The sequence below is a fragment of the Streptococcus parasanguinis genome (assembly GCF_016648855.1).
Taxonomy (GTDB): domain Bacteria; phylum Bacillota; class Bacilli; order Lactobacillales; family Streptococcaceae; genus Streptococcus; species Streptococcus parasanguinis_L.
In genome coordinates this window covers 56,014-75,299 of the sequence record NZ_JACLQU010000010.1, presented here as the reverse complement: position 1 = coordinate 75,299, position 19,286 = coordinate 56,014, and the positions used below count along the sequence as shown (strand labels likewise).

The 19,286-nt window shown below is 41.6% G+C and carries 18 protein-coding genes; 7 read left to right on the top strand and 11 right to left on the bottom strand.

Annotation, left to right across the window (positions count from 1 at the left end; all coding sequences use genetic code 11):
- Positions 1-36 precede the first annotated feature (36 nt).
- The 5 genes from H7T92_RS07315 (at position 37) to pulA (ending at position 6,212) form a co-directional block, all read left to right on the top strand.
- Positions 37-1,332: a sugar ABC transporter permease gene (locus H7T92_RS07315; protein WP_023919930.1), complete on the top strand. Its 1,296-nt coding sequence runs from the start codon at positions 37-39 to the stop codon at positions 1,330-1,332.
- Between the two features lies 1 nt (position 1,333).
- Positions 1,334-2,176, top strand: a complete 843-nt coding sequence (locus tag H7T92_RS07310; RefSeq protein WP_021154117.1) for a sugar ABC transporter permease — start codon at positions 1,334-1,336, stop codon at positions 2,174-2,176.
- Positions 2,177-2,320: 144 nt separating this feature from the next.
- Complete coding sequence (locus H7T92_RS07305) at positions 2,321-3,133, top strand: DUF1189 family protein (protein WP_021154118.1); 813 nt, start codon at positions 2,321-2,323, stop codon at positions 3,131-3,133.
- Between the two features lie 11 nt (positions 3,134-3,144).
- Positions 3,145-4,128: a LacI family DNA-binding transcriptional regulator gene (locus H7T92_RS07300; protein WP_013904333.1), complete on the top strand. Its 984-nt coding sequence runs from the start codon at positions 3,145-3,147 to the stop codon at positions 4,126-4,128.
- A gap of 8 nt (positions 4,129-4,136) precedes the next feature.
- Entirely contained in the window at positions 4,137-6,212 is a 2,076-nt protein-coding gene (pulA, locus tag H7T92_RS07295; protein WP_201037419.1) for a type I pullulanase, read from the top strand.
- A gap of 29 nt (positions 6,213-6,241) precedes the next feature.
- Here pulA and H7T92_RS07290 read toward each other — a convergent pair whose 3' ends face one another.
- The 11 genes from H7T92_RS07290 to H7T92_RS07240 all read right to left on the bottom strand — a co-directional run bounded on the left by H7T92_RS07290 (position 6,242) and on the right by H7T92_RS07240 (position 17,026).
- Positions 6,242-7,183 carry a YitT family protein gene (locus tag H7T92_RS07290; protein ID WP_021154122.1) on the bottom strand — a complete coding sequence of 314 codons (942 nt, stop codon included), beginning with the start codon at positions 7,181-7,183 and terminating at the stop codon, positions 6,242-6,244.
- A 75-nt stretch (positions 7,184-7,258) separates the two neighbouring features.
- Positions 7,259-9,013, bottom strand: a complete 1,755-nt coding sequence (gene aspS / locus H7T92_RS07285) for an aspartate--tRNA ligase (RefSeq protein ID WP_049482684.1) — start codon at positions 9,011-9,013, stop codon at positions 7,259-7,261.
- A gap of 97 nt (positions 9,014-9,110) precedes the next feature.
- Positions 9,111-9,335: a hypothetical protein gene (locus H7T92_RS07280; RefSeq protein ID WP_021154124.1), complete on the bottom strand. Its 225-nt coding sequence runs from the start codon at positions 9,333-9,335 to the stop codon at positions 9,111-9,113.
- A gap of 251 nt (positions 9,336-9,586) precedes the next feature.
- Positions 9,587-10,855, bottom strand: a complete 1,269-nt coding sequence (gene dltD / locus H7T92_RS07275) for a D-alanyl-lipoteichoic acid biosynthesis protein DltD (RefSeq protein WP_049471789.1) — start codon at positions 10,853-10,855, stop codon at positions 9,587-9,589.
- Positions 10,848-11,087: a D-alanine--poly(phosphoribitol) ligase subunit DltC gene (gene dltC, locus H7T92_RS07270; protein ID WP_024055455.1), complete on the bottom strand. Its 240-nt coding sequence runs from the start codon at positions 11,085-11,087 to the stop codon at positions 10,848-10,850. Before dltC ends, dltD begins: the two co-directional genes overlap by 8 nt.
- A gap of 14 nt (positions 11,088-11,101) precedes the next feature.
- Positions 11,102-12,355 (bottom strand): D-alanyl-lipoteichoic acid biosynthesis protein DltB, encoded by a 1,254-nt coding sequence (gene dltB / locus H7T92_RS07265; RefSeq protein ID WP_024055454.1) that lies wholly within the window; start codon positions 12,353-12,355, stop codon positions 11,102-11,104.
- On the bottom strand, positions 12,352-13,902 hold the full coding sequence (dltA, locus tag H7T92_RS07260; RefSeq protein WP_201037418.1) for a D-alanine--poly(phosphoribitol) ligase subunit DltA: 1,551 nt from the start codon (positions 13,900-13,902) through the stop codon (positions 12,352-12,354). Before dltA ends, dltB begins: the two co-directional genes overlap by 4 nt.
- A gap of 18 nt (positions 13,903-13,920) precedes the next feature.
- Positions 13,921-14,049: a teichoic acid D-Ala incorporation-associated protein DltX gene (locus H7T92_RS07255; RefSeq protein ID WP_006595368.1), complete on the bottom strand. Its 129-nt coding sequence runs from the start codon at positions 14,047-14,049 to the stop codon at positions 13,921-13,923.
- Between the two features lie 169 nt (positions 14,050-14,218).
- The gene (locus H7T92_RS07250) at positions 14,219-15,478 is read right to left on the bottom strand and encodes a S41 family peptidase (RefSeq protein ID WP_201037417.1); all 1,260 of its coding nucleotides are present in this window, start codon (positions 15,476-15,478) and stop codon (positions 14,219-14,221) included.
- Positions 15,479-15,570: 92 nt separating this feature from the next.
- Entirely contained in the window at positions 15,571-16,254 is a 684-nt protein-coding gene (locus tag H7T92_RS07245; protein WP_201037416.1) for a DUF4956 domain-containing protein, read from the bottom strand.
- On the bottom strand, positions 16,247-17,026 hold the full coding sequence (locus H7T92_RS07240) for a polyphosphate polymerase domain-containing protein (RefSeq protein WP_070846096.1): 780 nt from the start codon (positions 17,024-17,026) through the stop codon (positions 16,247-16,249). Before H7T92_RS07240 ends, H7T92_RS07245 begins: the two co-directional genes overlap by 8 nt.
- Before the next feature lie 212 nt (positions 17,027-17,238).
- Between H7T92_RS07240 and H7T92_RS07235 the strand changes: the two genes are divergently transcribed.
- Both H7T92_RS07235 and H7T92_RS07230 read left to right on the top strand, forming a co-directional pair.
- Positions 17,239-18,486 (top strand): carbohydrate-binding domain-containing protein, encoded by a 1,248-nt coding sequence (locus H7T92_RS07235; protein ID WP_201037415.1) that lies wholly within the window; start codon positions 17,239-17,241, stop codon positions 18,484-18,486.
- Positions 18,487-18,575: 89 nt separating this feature from the next.
- Positions 18,576-19,259, top strand: coding sequence for a DUF4947 domain-containing protein (locus H7T92_RS07230; RefSeq protein WP_201037414.1), 684 nt, complete (start codon positions 18,576-18,578; stop codon positions 19,257-19,259).
- The last annotated feature ends 27 nt before the right edge of the window (positions 19,260-19,286 follow it).

Below are 19,286 nucleotides of genomic sequence, written 5' to 3'. Positions count from 1 at the left end.
CTTGCTCTCTAGCAAGGACATTATAAGGAGATTTGAATGACTACAGAACAAAACCCTAAAAAGGCTATGTGGCTCTCTTTGATCCCGGGTCTTGGGCAAATTTATAACAAACAAAAAACCAAAGGCTATATTTTTCTTGCCGTAACCATTCTCTTTCTCGCCTATTTCCTAGGAATTGGAGCTGGAGAATTAGCGAAATTGGTTACACTTGGAACCGTCCGTGGACAAGATAATTCTCTCTTTATCTTGATTCGTGGCGCCTTCCACTTGATCATCACTGTTGTTTACTTCCTATTTTATGCCTTAAATATTAAGGATGCTGGAACAGTTGCTAAACGCATCAACAACGGGATTGCCGTTCCAAAAACCTTGAAAGAAATGGTTCAAGCCATCTATGAAAATGGCTTCCCATATTTATTGATTATTCCTTCATACATTGCTATGACATTTGCGATTATCTTCCCAGTTTTAGTAACTTTGATGATCGCCTTTACCAACTACGACTTCAAACATACCGCTCCAACAACCTTGCTTGATTGGATCGGGTTCCAAAACTTCACTAATATGTGGACCTTGAGTACCTTCCGCTCAGCCTTTACATCGGTTCTTGGCTGGACCTTGATTTGGGCCCTCGCAGCTTCTACTCTTCAAATCGTACTCGGTATCTTGACCGCTATTGTTGCAAACCAACCATTCGTAAAAGGAAAACGAATCTTTGGGGTTATCTTCTTGCTTCCTTGGGCTGTTCCAGCCTTCATCACTATCCTAACTTTCTCAAATATGTTTAACGATAGTGTCGGTGCTATCAATGCACAAGTTATCCCATTGTTTGCGAAGATCTTCCCATTCTTAGATGGCGTTTTGATTCCTTGGAAAACAGATCCTACCTGGACAAAAATTGCTTTGATTATGATGCAAGGTTGGCTCGGCTTCCCTTACATCTACGTCTTGACTTTAGGGATTCTTCAATCGATTCCAAACGATCTTTACGAAGCTGCTTATATTGATGGTGCCAACGGTTGGCAAAAATTCCGCAGCATCACTTTCCCAATGATTATGGCTGTTGCAGCTCCAACTTTGATCAGTCAATATACCTTCAACTTTAATAACTTCTCCATCATTTACTTGTTTAACGATGGGGGACCTGGTTCTGTCGGAGGAAACGCCGGATCTACAGATATCTTGATCTCATGGATCTACAAGTTGACAACCAATTCTTCTCCTCAATATTCAATGGCTGCAGCGGTAACCTTGATTATCTCTGTGATTGTGATCTCAATCTCTATGGTTGCCTTCAAGAAACTACATGCATTTGATATGGAGGATGTATAAAATGAAAAATTCAGTTCAATTTAAACGCCGCCTCAATCATTTCTTGACTTACCTGTACATGGTGGTTCTTTCAATCGTTATCATTTATCCATTGTTGATTACGGTTCTATCAGCCTTCAAATCAGGGAATGTCAGTGCCTTTACACTTGATTTTAGTGGCAATCTTAGTTTTGATAACTTCTCAAAACTTTTCTCTGAAACCCATTATGGCACTTGGTATATGAACACCTTGGTTATCGCCATTATCACCATGATTGTACAAACAAGTATCGTTACCTTCGCAGGTTACGCATACAGCCGTTACAATTTCTTGGCGCGTAAACAAAGTTTGGTCTTCTTCTTGATTATTCAAATGGTCCCAACCATGGCAGCCCTCACAGCCTTCTTCGTTATGGCTTTGATGCTGAATGCCTTGAACCAACCTTGGTTCTTGATCTTCCTTTATGTTGGTGGTGGTATTCCAATGAATGCCTGGTTGATGAAGGGATACTTTGATACTGTTCCAATTTCCCTCGATGAATCTGCGAAATTGGATGGAGCTGGACACTTCCGTCGCTTCTGGCAAATCGTCCTTCCTCTTGTTCGTCCAATGATTGCCGTTCAAGCACTTTGGGCTTTCATGGGGCCTTTCGGAGACTATATCTTGTCTAAATTCTTGCTTCGTGACGAAGTGAACTATACGGTAGCCGTTGGTCTTCAAACCTTTATCAGTGACCAAAAAAATCAAAAAATCGCCTTCTTTGCAGCCGGTGCTATTTTGATCGCGGTTCCAATCTGTATCTTATTCTTCTTCCTACAAAAGAACTTTGTTTCAGGCTTGACAGCTGGTGGAGATAAAGGATAAAATAGAATCTTATTTCAAGCACATTTTATTTTTAAGTTGAGGGTAGTATGGTGGATGCTTTACTACCCTTCGTTAAGAATAAAATCAATGCAAAGAGATTTCTCTTTGCATTTCTGATACTCTTATATTTAGAAAGGTCATCTTATGCCCTATCCTTTTAATTATTTCGCAAGTATCTTCAATTTCCGCTCTTCTTTTGCAAACCGCAAAAAACTGAGCTGGTTCCAAATGATTTTTACTTCTTTCTTTCTAATCTCTATCACACTATTACCTGTGGCTCTGCAAAATGCTCAACTCAAAACCTATCCTTTGACAACCTTTGTCAGCGATGTGTTTGATCCTTTATCAACAGACGTTATGAAAGATATCCAAGAACACGTCGTGATCAAAGACCAAGAGCTCACCTATACAGGGACTAACCCTGTACACAAGACTTCAAAAGGACAGGTTATCTTAGGCCAAGAGGCAAAGGCTAGTGAAGGCAAGGAGTTAACACTCCATTTTGATCGCAAACAATTGATTATCTCAAAAGAGAATAAAGAACTCGCTACAGTCTCATACCAGGCTATTAATCAAGAGAGCCTTCGGGATAAAAAAAGCTTCACTCAAGCTATCTCTAGCGATTGGTTTCGCGACAATCGACTCCCTGTCAGTCTCTTTCTCGTGATTTTCTCTGGCTTCTTATCGACAGTCAATTATTTGATTCTCATCGTAGGGGCATCTTTCTTCCTCTACTTGACACGAAAATCTCGACTCTTTTCACTACAAACTTTCAAGGAATGTTTCAATTGTATTCTGAATTGCTTGGGACTCCCTATTTTACTGAGTGTCTTCATCAGTTTACTATTCCATCAAGTATTTACTACGACGATCATGATCCAAAATGTCTTATTTGTACTCTATCTTGCTATGGTATTTTATAAGACCCACTTCCGTGATCCAGACTATCACCGCTAGGAGGTTTTCTCATGCGTGTTACCATCAAAGATGTGGCGAAACTCGCTGGCGTCGCGCCTTCAACTGTCACGCGCGTCATCCAAAACAAATCCACGATTAGTGATGAAACAAAAAAACGTGTCCGTGAGGCCATGGTCGAATTGGACTACCATCCCAATCTTAATGCTCGCAGCCTTGTCAGCCAATCTAGTCAAGTCATTGCTTTGGTCCTACCAATCGACAGTGACGTCTTCTACCAGAATCCTTTCTTCCCAACTGTTTTAAGAGGGATTACCCAGATCGCGTCAGACAATGATTATGCCATCCAAATCTGTACGGGGCAAAATGAAGAACGGCGGCTCGACAACCTCAAACAACTCATCTACGGAAATCGTGTAGATGGTTTGATTTTCCTTTATTCCAACCCGAATGATCCCCTCGTTGAATTTGCGATCAAAGACAAGTTCCCCTTCCTCATTCTCGGAAAGGCAGCTTCACCTTTTGTATCGCTAGTGGATAATGATAATATCAAGGCTGCATTTGATGCGACGGATTATTTCATTCAACAAAACTACCGAAAAATTGCTTTTATCGGGGGAAACAAAGAACTGTTCGTATCTCAAGACCGCTACGAAGGTTATAAAGAAGCCCTCCAAAAAGCAGGGATTCCTCTCGATGAAAAACTGGTTCATTTCTCATTTGGTTTTATGTTGGAAGACAATTCTTATCAAATGATGGAGAGCCTTCCCCTAGCAGAGTTAGATGCCATCATGACAACCGATATTCTCGTTGCTGAAGGGGTGCGCCAATACCTATTAGAACATCAGCTGACAATCCCGATTATTTCCTTTGATTCGATCAAGCCACGACTCGATATTGAAGCCTATATTGACATCAATGCGGTGGAACTCGGGCGTGAATCTGTCCGGACCATCCTTCAAATCATCAAAGATCACAAAGAAGGAAAAACCGTCTGCTACCGTCAATTGATTGACCATACCATTACGAAACTTTAGGAGTCTTTATGTCTACATTTACTGCTTATTTAGATGACCAAGACCTCATTCGTATCCAAAAGGGAGAGGAGCATATCCTTCCTTTTTATTTGAAAACGAACCAAGGTCATCTTGCCTTAATCCCTGTCAAAACGTCAAGTGCAGCGACTGACACAGGAGACTATTTCTTAAGCCCTATTCCACTTGAACTCGGAGAAGAGTACACCATCTACGATGCTACTGGAAATTCTTCTATACTCCACTATCGAAACATCGTTCGCAAACCCATTTTCGATCAAACCTTCACCTATACTGGAGAAGATCTAGGAAGTTTCTACACACCACGTCAGACGCAATTTAAATTCTGGGCACCGATTTCGCAAGATGTGAGTCTCCATATCGAAGATCAGGTCTATCCGATGAATCGTACAGAAAACGGTGTCTGGGAACTCGTGCTCAAAGGGGATTGGGAAGGAGTTGCCTACCACTATGAGTTTCGTGTCAATGGCCTAGAACGTCGGATTCACGATCCCTATGCTCTATCCTCTTTGGCCAACTCTGGAGATAGCTTGGTCATCGACCGGAAGAAGATCACACGTCCTATCACGCGTGCCACTCGTCAATTAGACCCAACAGAAGCAATCATTTACGAGATGAGCGTTCGTGATTTCTCTGTCCAAAAAGAGGCTGGCTTTAAGCATCCTGGTAAGTTTAAAGGCTTGACAGAATCGCCCCAACTAAATGGCCAGATCCTTGGATTTGATTACCTTCAAAAACTGGGCATTACCCATGTACAGTTACTTCCAGTTTACGATTTCGGTAGTGTCGATGAAGAGGATCAATGGAAAGCCTACAACTGGGGCTATGATCCTGTTCAATACAATGTTCCAGAAGGCAGCTATGCCAGTGACCCCAACGATCCTTATGCACGGATTTGGGAACTCCAAGATGCTATTGCAACCTATCACCAATCTAATCTTAGTGTTATCATGGATGTAGTCTACAATCACGTCTACCAGGCCGATGAGTATGCATTTGAACAAATCGTACCCGGTTATTTCTACCGCTATAATGCAGAAGGAGAGCGGACCAATGGAACCTTCTGTGGAAATGACGTAGCAAGTGAACGCTCCATGGTGAGACACTATATCAAACAATCTCTCAAACAATGGGTTTCCCTCTACGGCTTTGATGGTTTTCGCTTTGACTTGATGGGAATCTTAGACATTCAAACCATGACAGAGATTGCAGAGGAGCTCCGTGAAATCTATCCTAAAGTCTATCTCTATGGCGAAGGGTGGAAGATGGATACAGGCCTCTCTGAAGACCAGCTCGCTCACCAGTACAACTCAAAACGATTACCAGATTTTGGCTTTTTCAGTGATAATTTCCGGGATACGGTCAAGAGAACACTCTTAGCCGATCACCGTCGTGATAGTCAACATCCAGCCAATGATTTTTCTAATATCCTAACAGCAAATGTCGGGAAAGTAGGACCTGCTCATTTCATCCAACCTCAACAAGCCATTCAGTACGTCGAATGCCATGACAATGCAACTGTTTTTGATTATTTCCAACTTGAAAAAGAAGAGATTCGTCTAGAGGAGCGAAAAGCTCTCTCACGCCTCGCTCTTCATTTGGTATTATTATCCCAAGGTGTACCTTTTATCCATGCTGGTCAAGAATTTTACCGCACAAAAGGGCTCGAAGACAACACCTATAACTTGCCAGATAGTCTCAACCAATTGGACTGGACATCCCTTTCAAAATGCCAAGAAGAAATTGCTTTTCTTGAAGAATTGATTGCTTATCGGAAATCACAGCCACTCCTTCGTTTGAAAAAAGGGCAAGAGATTCGCGACTACTGTGATGTCAAATGGTTGTCTGATCATCATTTGATCTACACGATTGAGAAAGATCGTGAAAAAATAACGATTCTCGTCAATATCGGTGATCAAGAAAAGACCTATCAACATCCGAGCGATAGCCAGCTGTTATTTGCCTATCCTCATGCCAACCTCCAAGCGCCTATTCCTAAAGGAAAGGAACTTTCTATTCCTGCCCATAGTTGGCTCCTTCTCCACGAAACTGAATCAACAAAATAAAGGTCACCACAATGTGGTGACCTTTATTTTTATTCTTCTGTTTCCACAAAGCGTCCAATGATATGAACGTTTTCTGAAATGGTGATAAAAGCCTGAGGATCAGCTTTTTTCATAATATATTTGAATTCATTAAACTCTGCACGCGTAATAACTGTCAGCAGAACCGCTTTTTCCTGATGGTTATAGGTTCCCTCTGCATTGTGGATAATGGTTGCTCCACGATGCAATTTTTTATGAATCTTTTCAATAATGGCATCCGGCTGGCTCGTTACGATCATTGCCTGCATCCGTTTTTGCTTGGTAAAGACAGCATCCGTTACTCGACTCGATACGAAGATGGTAATCATAGAGTAAAGAGCATACTTCCAACCAAAGGTCAGACCAGCGATCAACATAATGGTCCCATTGACCAAAAAGGAGATACTGCCGACATTCTTTCCTGTCCGTTTTCGAATCGTCAAACTGACAATATCCGTTCCCCCACTGGAAATGTTGTTCCGAAGAGCAAAACCAATCCCTGTTCCCATGACAACCCCACCAAATAGGGCATTCATGATCGGATCGTTGGTCAACGTAATCACTGGCACGAACTGAATAAAGAGGGAACTCATCGAAACCGTAATAAAGGTAAAGATGGTAAATTTATGGCCAATTTGATACCAAGCCACAATCATCAAAGGGATATTGATGGCATAAAAGGTCAAGGAAACGGGAATCGTAAAGCCAATAAAGCGTTGGCTCAGAACAGATAAAATCTGAGCTAGCCCTGTTGCACCGCTGGAGTATACATGTCCTGGTTGAAAGAAGAAGTTGACGGCAATCGCTGATAGAAAACCATACAGCAAGGAAGCTGACACTTTTTCATCGTATTTCTCACGGGAGATGCTCTTCAGCACGCGCAATAATTTAATGTTATAAGCTAGTCGTCGCACATGATAGCGAAATAGCTTATGAAAGCGAGTTTTTTTCATTTTCAATCCATCGATTAGAAGAAAAGGAAAATTTTAGAGCAACTGATTCCTAGACTTTCCCTTTTCTCTCTTGTCCTATTCTTGCTCTGCTACTTCTACTTGAAGATTTAACTCATCCAATTGCTTTTCAGAAACGACAGAAGGAGCTTGTGTCATTGGATCTGTCGCCTTGTTATTCTTAGGAAAGGCAATGACTTCCCGAATATTATCTTCCCCTGCAAGAAGCATCACGAAGCGGTCTAATCCAATCGCCAATCCTCCATGTGGTGGGAAACCATAATCCATTGCTTCTAACAAGAAACCAAATTGTTCATTAGCAGCTTCTTTTGTAAATCCAAGCGCCTTAAACATCCGTTCTTGTAAATCTTTATGATTAATCCGTAGGCTTCCTCCACCTAATTCATAGCCATTTAAGACGATATCATAGGCAATCGCTCGAACTTTTGAAAGATCGCCTTCCAATTCATGCTCTGTTTCAGCTTGTGGGAGTGTAAATGGATGGTGAGCAGACATATAACGGCCTTCTTCTTCAGACCACTCAAACATTGGCCAATCCACTACCCAAAGGAAGTTGTATTGATTGTTGTCAATCAAGTCAAGCTCTTTCGCAAGACGAACACGCAAAGCACCAAGCGTTGCATTGGCTACTTCAAGAGTATCTGCTACAAAGAGGACTAGATCTTTGTCTTCTAATTGTAAAGCAGCTGTCAAGTCACTTGTCAAGTCTGTCAAGAACTTCGCAACAGGACCGTTCAAAGCACCTTCAGCATATTTCACCCAAGCAAGACCTTTTGCACCGTATTGCTTCGCAACTTCTGTCAATTTATCGATGTCTTTACGAGAGTAATGATCCGCTGCACCTTTGACAACAATCGCCTTAACTGCTGGAGCTTCTGAGAAGACTTTGAAGTCTACACCCTTGACAAGCTCTGTCAAGTCTTGTAGCAACATTTCAAAACGTGTATCTGGTTTATCTGAACCATACAAGGCCATAGCATCATCATAATTCATCCGTGGGAATGGGAGTGTTACTTCAATTCCCTTGGTTTCTTTCATGACACGTGCAATCAAGCCTTCTGTGATATCCTGGATTTCTTGATCACTCAAGAAAGAAGTTTCCAAGTCGACCTGTGTAAACTCAGGTTGACGGTCTCCCCGTAAATCCTCATCACGGAAACACTTCACGATTTGATAATAGCGATCAAATCCAGCATTCATTAACAATTGTTTTGTAATCTGAGGACTTTGTGGAAGGGCATAGAAATGACCCTTATTGACACGGGAAGGAACCAAGTAGTCACGTGCTCCTTCTGGAGTTGACTTAGAAAGAAACGGTGTTTCCACATCAATAAATTCTAATTCATCTAAGTAATTGCGAATTGAATGGGTTACTTTTGCACGGAGTTTGAGGTTTTCCAACATCTCAGGACGACGAAGGTCTAAGTAACGGTAACGAAGACGGGTATCATCATTGGCTTCAATTCCGTCCTTGATTTCAAATGGTGTTGTTTTGGCAGTATTGAGAACCGTAATAGCTTCTACCTTGAGTTCTACTGCTCCTGTAGGCAAGTTTGGATTGGCTTGTTCACGAGCTTCTACAAGGCCTGTCACTTCTACAACATATTCACTACGGATGCTTTCAGCTGTAGCCATCACTTCTGCACTAACTGTTTCTGGATTGATCACCAATTGCATGATTCCTTCGCGATCGCGTAGATCGATAAAGATCAAACCACCCAAGTCACGACGACGGCTAACCCATCCTTTCAAGGTAATACGAGTTCCAATGTGTTCTTCACGAACACGTCCAGCATACATTGAACGTTTCATTTCTAATTAATCTCCAAACTAATATTCTTCCTTCTATTTTACCATAAAGACCAGCAGAAAGTGGCCTTTAGCTCAACTTTTTCAGTCAGCAACTTCTTTAGTTATCGTGGCTCTCTTCTTTCTTTTTGGGATCATCATAGAGAGTGGGTGCTAGCACCTTCATTAAAGTCGCCGTCCCAAATCGCAAGACAGCTGCTGCTAGTCCAAAAATAGGGGATAGGTAGCGGAAAAAGAAATCTCCCCTAAGCACATAGGTCATGCCACCCACAATAAAAAAGATCACAATTCCCTGAACGATTGCGTAAAACCAAATTTTTTTCACACTATTCTCCTTTTCACAAACCAGCTGACTTATCCACTGTTTTTTATCACTTATCCACAAAAATGTGGATAACTTTCACCTTTTGCCCCCTCAAAAGAGGAAGCGTCGTCAGCATCAGGACTTGCTTTCATCCATTTACAAGCAAGTTTCCCACAGCCTGTGGATAACTCTCTTGCTTATTTGTGACTTTCTCGTCACTTTCCTCACAAATCAAGGAGCCAGGATTTGATCCTGCCCCCTTTGATCAAGCATTATTTAAATTCGTCTGGTGTCCCTTTATATTGGGCCCAGTCTTTGCTGAAGAAGCGGTCATTTAGATGGTAAGTTGGTGCTTTTTCAGCCTTTGTGACAAAGGGATTGACCGCTTTATCAAAGGCTAGCCAACCATTCCATCCCATATGAATCGTATCTTCCATAAAGTAGGGCTGATCACCATCTTTAGAAAAGTCTGCAATATTGGTGAATCCTTGGCTTTCCAATTGGTAACGAATCTTTTGAACAGCCTGTTCATACTTTTCTTGGCTCAAGCCTGTGTATTTCATCCATTTGGCATTGACTGGAGGAATCACAAAGATGACATTGGTCCGAGATTTAGCAAACTGGTCTAGAACCAACTGCAAGTCATTGTACTCAGGAGATTGAACATAGGATTCGTTCTTTTGGAAACCTTTTAGTTTCTTCAACTTCATTTTTAAACGAGTATTGTAAAAATGATTGCTGATTCCAAGGTCGTTGTTATTGGTTTTGACTTTTGCTTCAGCCGTTGCAATTTCTTCCAATTTCTCATATGAGAATTGATCTGGTAAATCTTGTAGACGTTTTTTGACCTTCTTATCGTAATTCCCGTTTGTACGCGTTGCAAGATTACTAAACAAAGCATCTTCGCGCTGGACAAGGTGGGAAACAAACTGGTTCAAAGACTGATCAAATCTGGAAATTTTCTTTCCTTGAGAAATTTTTGTTACAACACTTTGAAAGGCGACATTTGGATACTGTTGTAACAGACGCTTTGCAGCATACTGGGATGCAGCATCCTGTTGGTGATTGGCAATAAAGCTATTCAACTGATCGCTATTAAAGAATTGTTGAAAGGCAGAGGAATCGTATCCCTTTTTGGTAAACCATTGCGGAGAAACCACATAAACAGCTGTATTGTCCTTGAGTTCTGGCAAAATCTGTTGCATTCCAAAATACTGGTTCAAAGAAGCCGCACCACGTTCTCCTAAAAAGTAGGGTCTGTAATTGCGGTCATATTTTTCAGCCAAAACTGCTGGATGCACCACATCAAAACGCAACCATTCACTTGAGCCGAAATAAGGAACAAAGCGATGCTGTGGATCCGAAAGTGCTTCTTGCTTCTTTGTACGACTCTTGAAGCCTTCTGCATTCAGACTAACCGCAGCTTTTTTCTCTTCAGTATAGTTGTGCTTATGATTGATTGGATAAAAGAATAATAAAGCTGCTACCATGAGGAGCGCGCAAAATACGGGCCCTAAAATCAGCCATAAACGCTTAAGCATTCTGAAGCTCCGTTACACCTTCTACGATCTTGTTGGCAGTGTTCCAATCATCGCGTCCAAATTCTGATACAGGAACACGGATGCCAAAGCGACTTTCCAATTCCACAATCAATTCGACTGTTCCCATACTATCAAGAACACCCGCATCAAAGAGATCCTCATCCATCATGTCTGAGACATCTTCCATAAACAATTCGTCAATAATTTCAATTACTTGTGATTTTACATCCATTTTTTATTCTCCTTTTATTTCACTTTTGGGAACCATTGCTGATCCAAGAATCCTGAGAAGATCAGGAAGGACAGCATCACTGTATTAAAGGTGATAAAGATCCCCAAAGCCTTGGTCCAACGATTGTCCGGTATCGGATCCAATCCTTTTGCTTTTCTTTCTTTATTGATGGTCTTTTTCTTGCGAATCCAAGCATCATTGATAACCATTCCAAGCCCATGGAAGAGCCCATAAGCAATATAGTACCAGGTCACCCCGTGCCAGAAGCCCATGACCAACATATTGATAATGTAGGCAACATTTGAGGTAGTAATCCGGCTCTTGAAGACTTTATTGCGCATCAGTACCATTACGAGACGCATAAAGACAAAATCACGGAACCAGAAAGATAAACTCATATGCCAGCGATTCCAGAATTCCTTTAAATCACGTGATTTAAAAGGACGGTCAAAGTTGATGGGACTTTTAATCCCCATCAAATTGGAAGCCGCTAAAGCAAACATGGAATACCCTGCAAAGTCAAAGAAAAGGTCAAAACCATAAACATACATGACTCCCAGCGTTCCGATGTTGAAGAATCCACCTTGAGACAAGGCATAGGTCTGCACATGACCTAACAATAAGTGGCCAAAAATATGAGCTAGAATAAATTTATAAAGGAAGCCATACATGATGTACTTAACAGCTTGCTCCAACATATCCAATAATTCTTCGCGCTCAGGAATGGCTTTATAATCCTCATTAAAACGCTTGAAACGATCAATCGGCCCACTTGAGAAGGTTGGCATAAAGAGCATAAAACGTAAGAATTCCCAGAGCGTGAATTCTTTCAAGACACCATCTCGCATTTCGATGATCATTCCGACAGCTCGGAAGGTCAAATAAGAAATCCCTAAAAATCCAAACAAGGATTGGTGTCCATTCTTGATCGCTGGCTCCACCTTAACAAAGATCAGGGGCAAGACAGACAAGAAGGAATGAAGATAGAAAATCCACTTGTTGTCCGCTTTCTGACGATAGATTTTGTAGGAATACACAATCAAGATTTGCCAGACTACGTAAAAGAGCAGGGCATAAATTTGCTTGAGATTCGAACCTGTCAGCATCAAAATGATAAAGATCAGACTCACCAGTCCTTCATAGACCGGAAATCTCTTTTTGAAAAAGAGGCCCACAAAGATCGGCAAAAAAGCTAGAATGAGGTAGACAAAATAGATCGGTGTTCCATAGTGTTCTAAATGAGGGAGCTGTTTCAAAAACTCGATCATCGGTTATTAACCTCGCTAATCAACCCTTTGATGTCGATTTTCCCGTTTGGTGTTAATGGCAGGCTATCACGATAGAGGAATTTTGAAGGCATCATATAAGACATCATGATGTTTTCTAAATCTTCCTTGATGGCTTTTGTGATATCAATTTCGCGCTCAAATTGTTCTTTGACGCCCTCTTTTAAGATGACATAGGCCAAGAGATTTTGGACCTTGTGATCCTTATTATAACGCGGTACTGCGACTGCTGAGTCAATATACTTCGATTTGTTCAAGTTTTGAGAGACATCCTCTAGCTCGATACGATAACCGTTAAACTTGATTTGGAAGTCCATCCGACCACCATAGAGAAGAAGGCCTTCATCCGTCATGGTTCCGACATCTCCCGTATGGTAGGCTGGAAGACCTTCAAATTCGAAGAAGGCTTCTGCTGTTTTCTCTGGATTATTCATATAACCTTTTGAAACAGCTGGGCCTGATACGATGATCTCACCTTGCTCACCATTCGGCAATTTGTTACCTGCCTCATCAATGATGAAGGTTGGAGAATCTTCTTTGGTGTAACCAATTGGCAGACGTTTCAAAGTAGCTAACATCTCATCTGTTACGGCTACAGCCGAAAGAGCTACAGTTGCTTCCGTTGGGCCGTAGGCATTGATGATGCGTGCATTTGGGAAACGCTCGCGCAATTTCTGAGCAGTCTTGACTGTCAACTCTTCCCCATCAAAGTAGAAATGGGTGATCCCTGGCATTTTTTCAGCATTGAAATCCTCAGACAACATGGCCATATCTGCAAAAGATGGTGTTGAAGTCCAGATAGCAATCGGAAGAGAAAAGATCGTCGCAAAGAGTTGTTTGAAGTCTTGAGTGATAGCTGATGGAAGGGCAAAAAGGGTTCCTCCAAGAGCTAAGGTCGGTGCCCAGTACATGACAGACAAGTCAAAAGAATAGGGCGGTTGCGCCAACATTTGCGGACGCTCTGGCGTTGCAAATTCCTTGTCCGTAATCATCCAGTTGGTAAAGCTGAGCAAGTTATCGTGCGAAATTTGTACCCCTTTTGGTTTCCCAGTTGTCCCTGAGGTAAAGATGATGTAGTAGTTATCATCCCCTTTGACCGGATGTTGCAAGTCATAGGCATGCTGAGCCGCATAAGCTTCACGCACTTGATCCAAGGACATGATTGGAGCAGCTGGGTTTTCCAATGGAAACTCATTGATGGCAATAATCAAGCTTGGCTCTGCTACTTCAACAATGGCAGACACGCGCTCCAAGGCAGAGTGGCTATCAATTGGGATATAGGCATGGCCAGATTTTGTCAAGGCCACAAAGGTTGCTAACATTTCATATTCTTGACCACCAAAGACCACTACAGGTGACTTTTCAGGAAGTCCCATTTGGTCAATGTAGGCAGCCAAGCTATCTGAGTCAGCCTTCAATTGGCCATAGGTATGTTCCTCACCAAGGACATTGTAAACCGGATAGTCTGGTTGTAGTTGCGCATAACGTTCAATTGTCTCGATCATATCAGTAATTGGTTGGTTTGACACGGCTAGGAGTCTCCTTTTCTAAAATTCGTTATAGATAAAGCCACCCTGACCTTGACCAAGGTAACTAAAGAAATAAAGTAGGGCTAGGAAAATGGCGAAATACAAGATCGTCTGCCCGATAAATTTATAAAGTGTTTTATGTTTCATAAGTTTCACTCTTCATTTTGATTGTTACTCACTATTTTACCATTTTTTATACCAAGTAAGCAATTTTAAACATAGTGAGAATGTGGTAGAAAACGTTATCATTTCAGATCATTCAAGCCGTTTAACGAAAGCATTTTTCTTTAATCAGTTTTCTGGTTGAAATCCTATTCTATTTCACAGTCCCCTGATGAATCAACTCCAGACACTTGTCCAGATCCACATCTCTCGCGAAATGGCTAGGTGTCCAAGGAATCTCTATATCGGGTAGAACACCTTGATCCGTCATTCCTTTACCTTGATCTACGCATAGACAACGAGAAGTAGGAAACATCAATTGATAATCGCCATAATCAACGGTACAACAATTGGAATAGTCTAAAATTCCGAGAGTCGGTCTACCTACCACCGTTACCTTCTTAAACTGCTTCATCATCTGAACAAAGTTGTCGCCAGAAGAACCGCAATAGATATCTGATAAGACAAAGATCCGTTCAGGATAGTGGCCACCTTTAACCTCTGGGAAGAATTCCTCGCTTTCTTGCTGATACAGTACATAACCTTTGCCTCGATGGCGGAGCAACTCCTCTTTCATATCTCCAAGCAGCTTGACTGTTTCAGGACTAATTTCTTCCTGTTGCATCCAGTCCTCAAAGTCTTTCAAGCGCAGATCAACATTACGTTCCGTGTAGAGAATTTCCATACCATCATCGTCCCAGTCAAGCGAATCATAGCCCTGATCCTTCTCTAAGCCTAGATGTAACAGAGGAAGATATAGAGAATCCGTCCCTCCGCCGTTCTGTCGGACATCAATGAGAAGAAACTTGACCTCCGTCATCATCGGCAAACACTCTTGATATACCCGACTAATGGCTCCTTCATCCATAAAATTATCCAGACGAAGATAAAGAATCTCATCGTCTAATCGTTTCCAAAAAATATGATCCTGGATCGGTTCTCGACTAGGGACTACTTCAATGGTCTTTTCTATCCCTTCTCGAAGCAGGGTGACACTCGTTGACTGAGAGACCAAATCTGCCCATTCTCGGTAGTGTCTTTCAGAGGTCTTGCTGATAAAATAGTCTTTATGAAGAGAAGCTATCTGATCCAAGTCACTTCCATCCAGAGCTAGGATCTGATCTCCTACTTGAAGACCCGTATCTTCATTAGCTTCCTCAACATACAATTTCTGTCCATTTATTCTCAAAAGGAACCCTTTTTGACTGGCCTTTTTATCTCGAAAGGAAATATGCCCGATCACCCCAAAACTAGCTAGGTAAGTCTTAACTTGATAGAGAAAGGCATCATCTGTCATATCATCTGTAATGTTTTCTCGAAAAGGCTCTGGATCGCATCCTTTTCGATCCTTGATGGTAGATGAATCATGGGTCATAATAGAGACGACATCTTCAAAAATAGCAGTCTTTTTCATAAAGGATTCCTTCCATTTTTTAGAAACAGTATACCACTTTTTCTTAAAAAGTTCTTAAAACCCTAAAAAACTATCCTAAAGTAGGATAGCCGTTATAGATTCTTTCTTTTCTTCGCTTTCTTTGTCAGAGCGACATCACAATTTTCAATCTCGCTAATCAATAGATTGGCAAGAGCAAAATCATCGATGTTCGATTTCATATTTACCTCATAGTTCAAGGTCAGTTGTTCTCCAGCTTGGGCCGTTGTGACAGAAATAAAGTCAATTTCTGAACAACTTTGGTCCAACAACTGGCTGATTTGTTCTGCAACAGAATCTTGTTTTGAGACAGTTATGGTCAAATGACGGCGCCGTTGATGGTCTGCCTTACTCTGTTTGTTCTCTAATACCAGCCACACCCCTAGTAAAGAGAGGGTTGTTAAAATGGCCAATAAAAGATAGCCAGATCCAGCTGCCAGTCCTATAATCATAGCTAAGAAAATGGCAATCAACTCTCGAGAACCACTCGTAGCCGAACGAAAACGGATCAAACTAAAGGTCCCTGCCACTGCAATCGAGGTTCCCAAACTTCCATTGACCAAAAAGATCACTAAGGTCATCATACAAGGAAGCAAGGTCAAACTAATGACAAACTCTCGAGTGTAAAGTGTTCGGTATTTATAGGTCCAAGATAGGGCCAGCCCTAGAAAGAGGCTGACCAAAAGGGCCAGCAGTAAGCGCAAGGGATCCACCGTTGCTGTGGCATTATTAAAAATAGAATCAAATAGATTAGACATAGGCAGCACCTACCGTTTCTTGAACTGGTCTTGGGGCATAATCCAAGCCTTGTGATTTATGATAAGCACAGCTATATTTTGAAAATTTCTGCTTCACCAAACCATACTTCTCTAAAATATCCTTTAGCCATTGAGGTTCTTGCCCAGGAGCCTTAATTTCCATGATCACGAAGTCATCCTCTAGTAGAGGTTCTCCTTTCTTCCCATCAAAAAGGCTAACAGCCTGGTCTCGAAAGACTAAGTTTTGATCGATTGTCACGCGAATCTTCTGATAAGGATAACCCTGAATGGATTTCTTTTCTTTGAGAGACAAACGATCATAATAAATGAACATCCGTGGTTCCAATCGATGACCATAACGTTTGCGCAATCTCTGAATCTCTTGCACTAAGTCTGGATCTTGTATCTGATGATCTACTTTCCCATCTGTCATCAAGTTGATAATGGCTTGTGAAGTGGCGACTAGGCGGAATTTATGGCCAATTCCTTCTTCATCTTTTGACTTCACCTCTAGAAACACTGGACTGTCTGCTTGAGGTTTTTCTATATAAGTCCGCATCCGAATTTTTTCACGGCGGTGTTGTTTGGCAAGAGCATCTTGAATGACATCAAAATTTTCTGTATCAAAATAAATGTTTGAAATGGTTGAGGTTGGGTAATCATCTTCTACGACGTATTCTTTTAAGTCTTTGATCAAGTCCTTCACGTCATCTTTTGCGACGATATATTTTGTTTCGATTCGTTTGAAACTTGTCTCAATTGTTTTTTTCATGTTTCTTCTCCTTTAAGGGGGCTATTGTTTCTAAACTTCAGTCAGTATGAATACGACTTACGTGCTTTCTAGTTTAATGGGACTTTCTTAACTGGTCATTAAGCCAAACTTAAAGAAAACTAAAGTTAAGGTTCCTTTCAGAAAAACTTTAGGAAACTTTCAGCTAGCAACTTTAGACTAGGAGCATATCAATTGAACGAGAGGAAAAGCTCATGAAATCAAACAAATGGAAATTTTTATTAACGGGGGCCGCAACCCTCACCTTACTGACAGCTTGCACCCAGGCGTCATCACAATCAGCTACAAAAAGCAATACTGCACAAACAACCACTACTTCTACTTCAAAAAATAAAACAAACAATTCCAACTATTTTACAGATAAGGACAAGGACAGCTCTTATGATGAAAGCAAAGCCTCTACTGTAAAACTATCTGGATCTTCTGCAAGTGTATCAGGTGACGGCGTAGCTGTATCTGGATCAACTGTGACCATCTCAAAGGCTGGAACCTATGTCATCTCTGGTGAATCCGATGGAGTTCAAATCAAGGTCGAAGCAGGTGACTCAGATGATGTTCACATCGTCTTGAAAGGCGTTACCATGACCAACACCAACGCGCCAATTTCTGCTACGAAAGCAGGTCATGTCTACCTGACTCTAGCAGATGGCACGACCAATACCTTGTCTGATTCAAGTTCAAACAATGATGAAGATGCCGATGCGGTGATCTTCTCTAAAGGCGACCTCACCATCAATGGTTCAGGTACGCTCAACATTGACGCTAAGAAGAACAACGGTATCAAAGCCAATGACACTCTCCATATCACAGGTGGAACCTATAAGATAACGGCTGTAGGAGATGCCTTCAACGTCAATGACGAACTCAATATCACTGGTACGACCATGACCATCGATGCAGATGAAGATGCCGTCAAGGTGGATAATGATGAAGATACTTCGGTCGGAACCATGTACCTTTCAGATAACAAAATGACCATCACTGCAGGAGACGACGGAATCCATGCTTCTGGTGATCTGATCATCGATAGCGGAACCTACAAGGTAACCGATTCTGTCGAAGGTCTAGAAGGAAAATCGATCACCATCAACGGTGGAGATATCACCATCTATGCAACCGATGACGGTGTCAATGCGGCCAATGCCAATGCTAACCAAGATGAAATTTTCTTCACTATGAATGGTGGAACCCTCAACGTTGAAGTTGGCCAAGGTGATACCGATCCAATTGATTCGAATGGAAATATCACTGTTACCGGAGGAACCATTAAATTAACGGGTCAATCTGGATTCGACTTTGATGGTACTGCTACCTACACTGGCGGAGACATCTATATCAACGGTGAAAAACAAACGGAAATTGTCAACTCCATGCCTGGAGGCGGTGGGGCCCCAGGCGGTGGCGGACCTCAAGGCGGTGGACCTGGAGGTGGGCATCCATAATAACAAATAAAGGCAGGATTTCTTCCTGACCTTTTTTTGTTACCCTTTTTATGATAGAATAGAAAATCAATCAGCTTATCGAAAGGAACATGATGAAAAAACAAACACTCCCTCTTTTCTTCACACTGTTGCTGTCTCTTCTTTTTCTATCAGCCTGTGTGCCGGACCTTAAGATCAACTTTAAAAAAGTACCCACTACTACCAGCTCAAAAAAGAAAACCTTTAAAAAAAGTAGCTCGAGTCGTTCTAGCCACCCGATTCGTTCAACTAGTTCAAATAGCTCAAGCAACTCCTCTAGCTCTCCTTCAACCACTACACAGCCCTCTTCGGACATCGTCACAACCGAAGGACTCCCTAGAAATGCTCAAGAAGCACCCAAAGATAAAATTTATGCGACAGGGAACTTAAAAGTAGCCTACTCTAGAAATGACGATAAAATTTTTGCACAGACGCCGGATTATGAAGGATATACCACCGCTCTTGTCCAAACAATTCTTGGAAATCCAGAGAAACAAATAACAGACCCTGCTTATATTGCCGAATCTTTTGAAAATACCGAATTAGAAAATATTAAAGGGCTCTACCACGAGGGAAAAATCACAGGGGAACAAGCTCACGCCTTTTTGATGGGAGCTGTTGATCTCAAACAAGCTTCTAAATTCGGAGTAAACTACACCATTTACACCTATAAAAACAACACTATCCAACTGGTCTTTGAAAACGACCAACTTCTCTATATTACACCAAATCCTGATGTTGTCTTCTTTAAATAATAAGAGAGTGGGACAGAAATCGGTAAT

Excerpts from the sequence above, each read along its gene's own strand:
- aspS (WP_049482684.1), bottom strand. The coding sequence starts at position 9,013 with ATGAAACGTTCAATGTATGCTGGACGTGTTCGTGAAGAACACATTGGA.
- H7T92_RS07305 (WP_021154118.1), top strand. The coding sequence starts at position 2,321 with ATGCCCTATCCTTTTAATTATTTCGCAAGTATCTTCAATTTCCGCTCT.
- dltC (WP_024055455.1), bottom strand. The coding sequence starts at position 11,087 with ATGGATGTAAAATCACAAGTAATTGAAATTATTGACGAATTGTTTATG.
- H7T92_RS07230 (WP_201037414.1), top strand. The coding sequence starts at position 18,576 with ATGATGAAAAAACAAACACTCCCTCTTTTCTTCACACTGTTGCTGTCT.
- H7T92_RS07245 (WP_201037416.1), bottom strand. The coding sequence starts at position 16,254 with ATGTCTAATCTATTTGATTCTATTTTTAATAATGCCACAGCAACGGTG.
- H7T92_RS07310 (WP_021154117.1), top strand. The coding sequence starts at position 1,334 with ATGAAAAATTCAGTTCAATTTAAACGCCGCCTCAATCATTTCTTGACT.
- H7T92_RS07255 (WP_006595368.1), bottom strand. The coding sequence starts at position 14,049 with ATGAAACATAAAACACTTTATAAATTTATCGGGCAGACGATCTTGTAT.
- H7T92_RS07250 (WP_201037417.1), bottom strand. The coding sequence starts at position 15,478 with ATGAAAAAGACTGCTATTTTTGAAGATGTCGTCTCTATTATGACCCAT.
- pulA (WP_201037419.1), top strand. The coding sequence starts at position 4,137 with ATGTCTACATTTACTGCTTATTTAGATGACCAAGACCTCATTCGTATC.
- dltB (WP_024055454.1), bottom strand. The coding sequence starts at position 12,355 with ATGATCGAGTTTTTGAAACAGCTCCCTCATTTAGAACACTATGGAACA.
- H7T92_RS07240 (WP_070846096.1), bottom strand. The coding sequence starts at position 17,026 with ATGAAAAAAACAATTGAGACAAGTTTCAAACGAATCGAAACAAAATAT.
- H7T92_RS07290 (WP_021154122.1), bottom strand. The coding sequence starts at position 7,183 with ATGAAAAAAACTCGCTTTCATAAGCTATTTCGCTATCATGTGCGACGA.
- H7T92_RS07300 (WP_013904333.1), top strand. The coding sequence starts at position 3,145 with ATGCGTGTTACCATCAAAGATGTGGCGAAACTCGCTGGCGTCGCGCCT.
- H7T92_RS07235 (WP_201037415.1), top strand. The coding sequence starts at position 17,239 with ATGAAATCAAACAAATGGAAATTTTTATTAACGGGGGCCGCAACCCTC.
- dltD (WP_049471789.1), bottom strand. The coding sequence starts at position 10,855 with ATGCTTAAGCGTTTATGGCTGATTTTAGGGCCCGTATTTTGCGCGCTC.
- H7T92_RS07315 (WP_023919930.1), top strand. The coding sequence starts at position 37 with ATGACTACAGAACAAAACCCTAAAAAGGCTATGTGGCTCTCTTTGATC.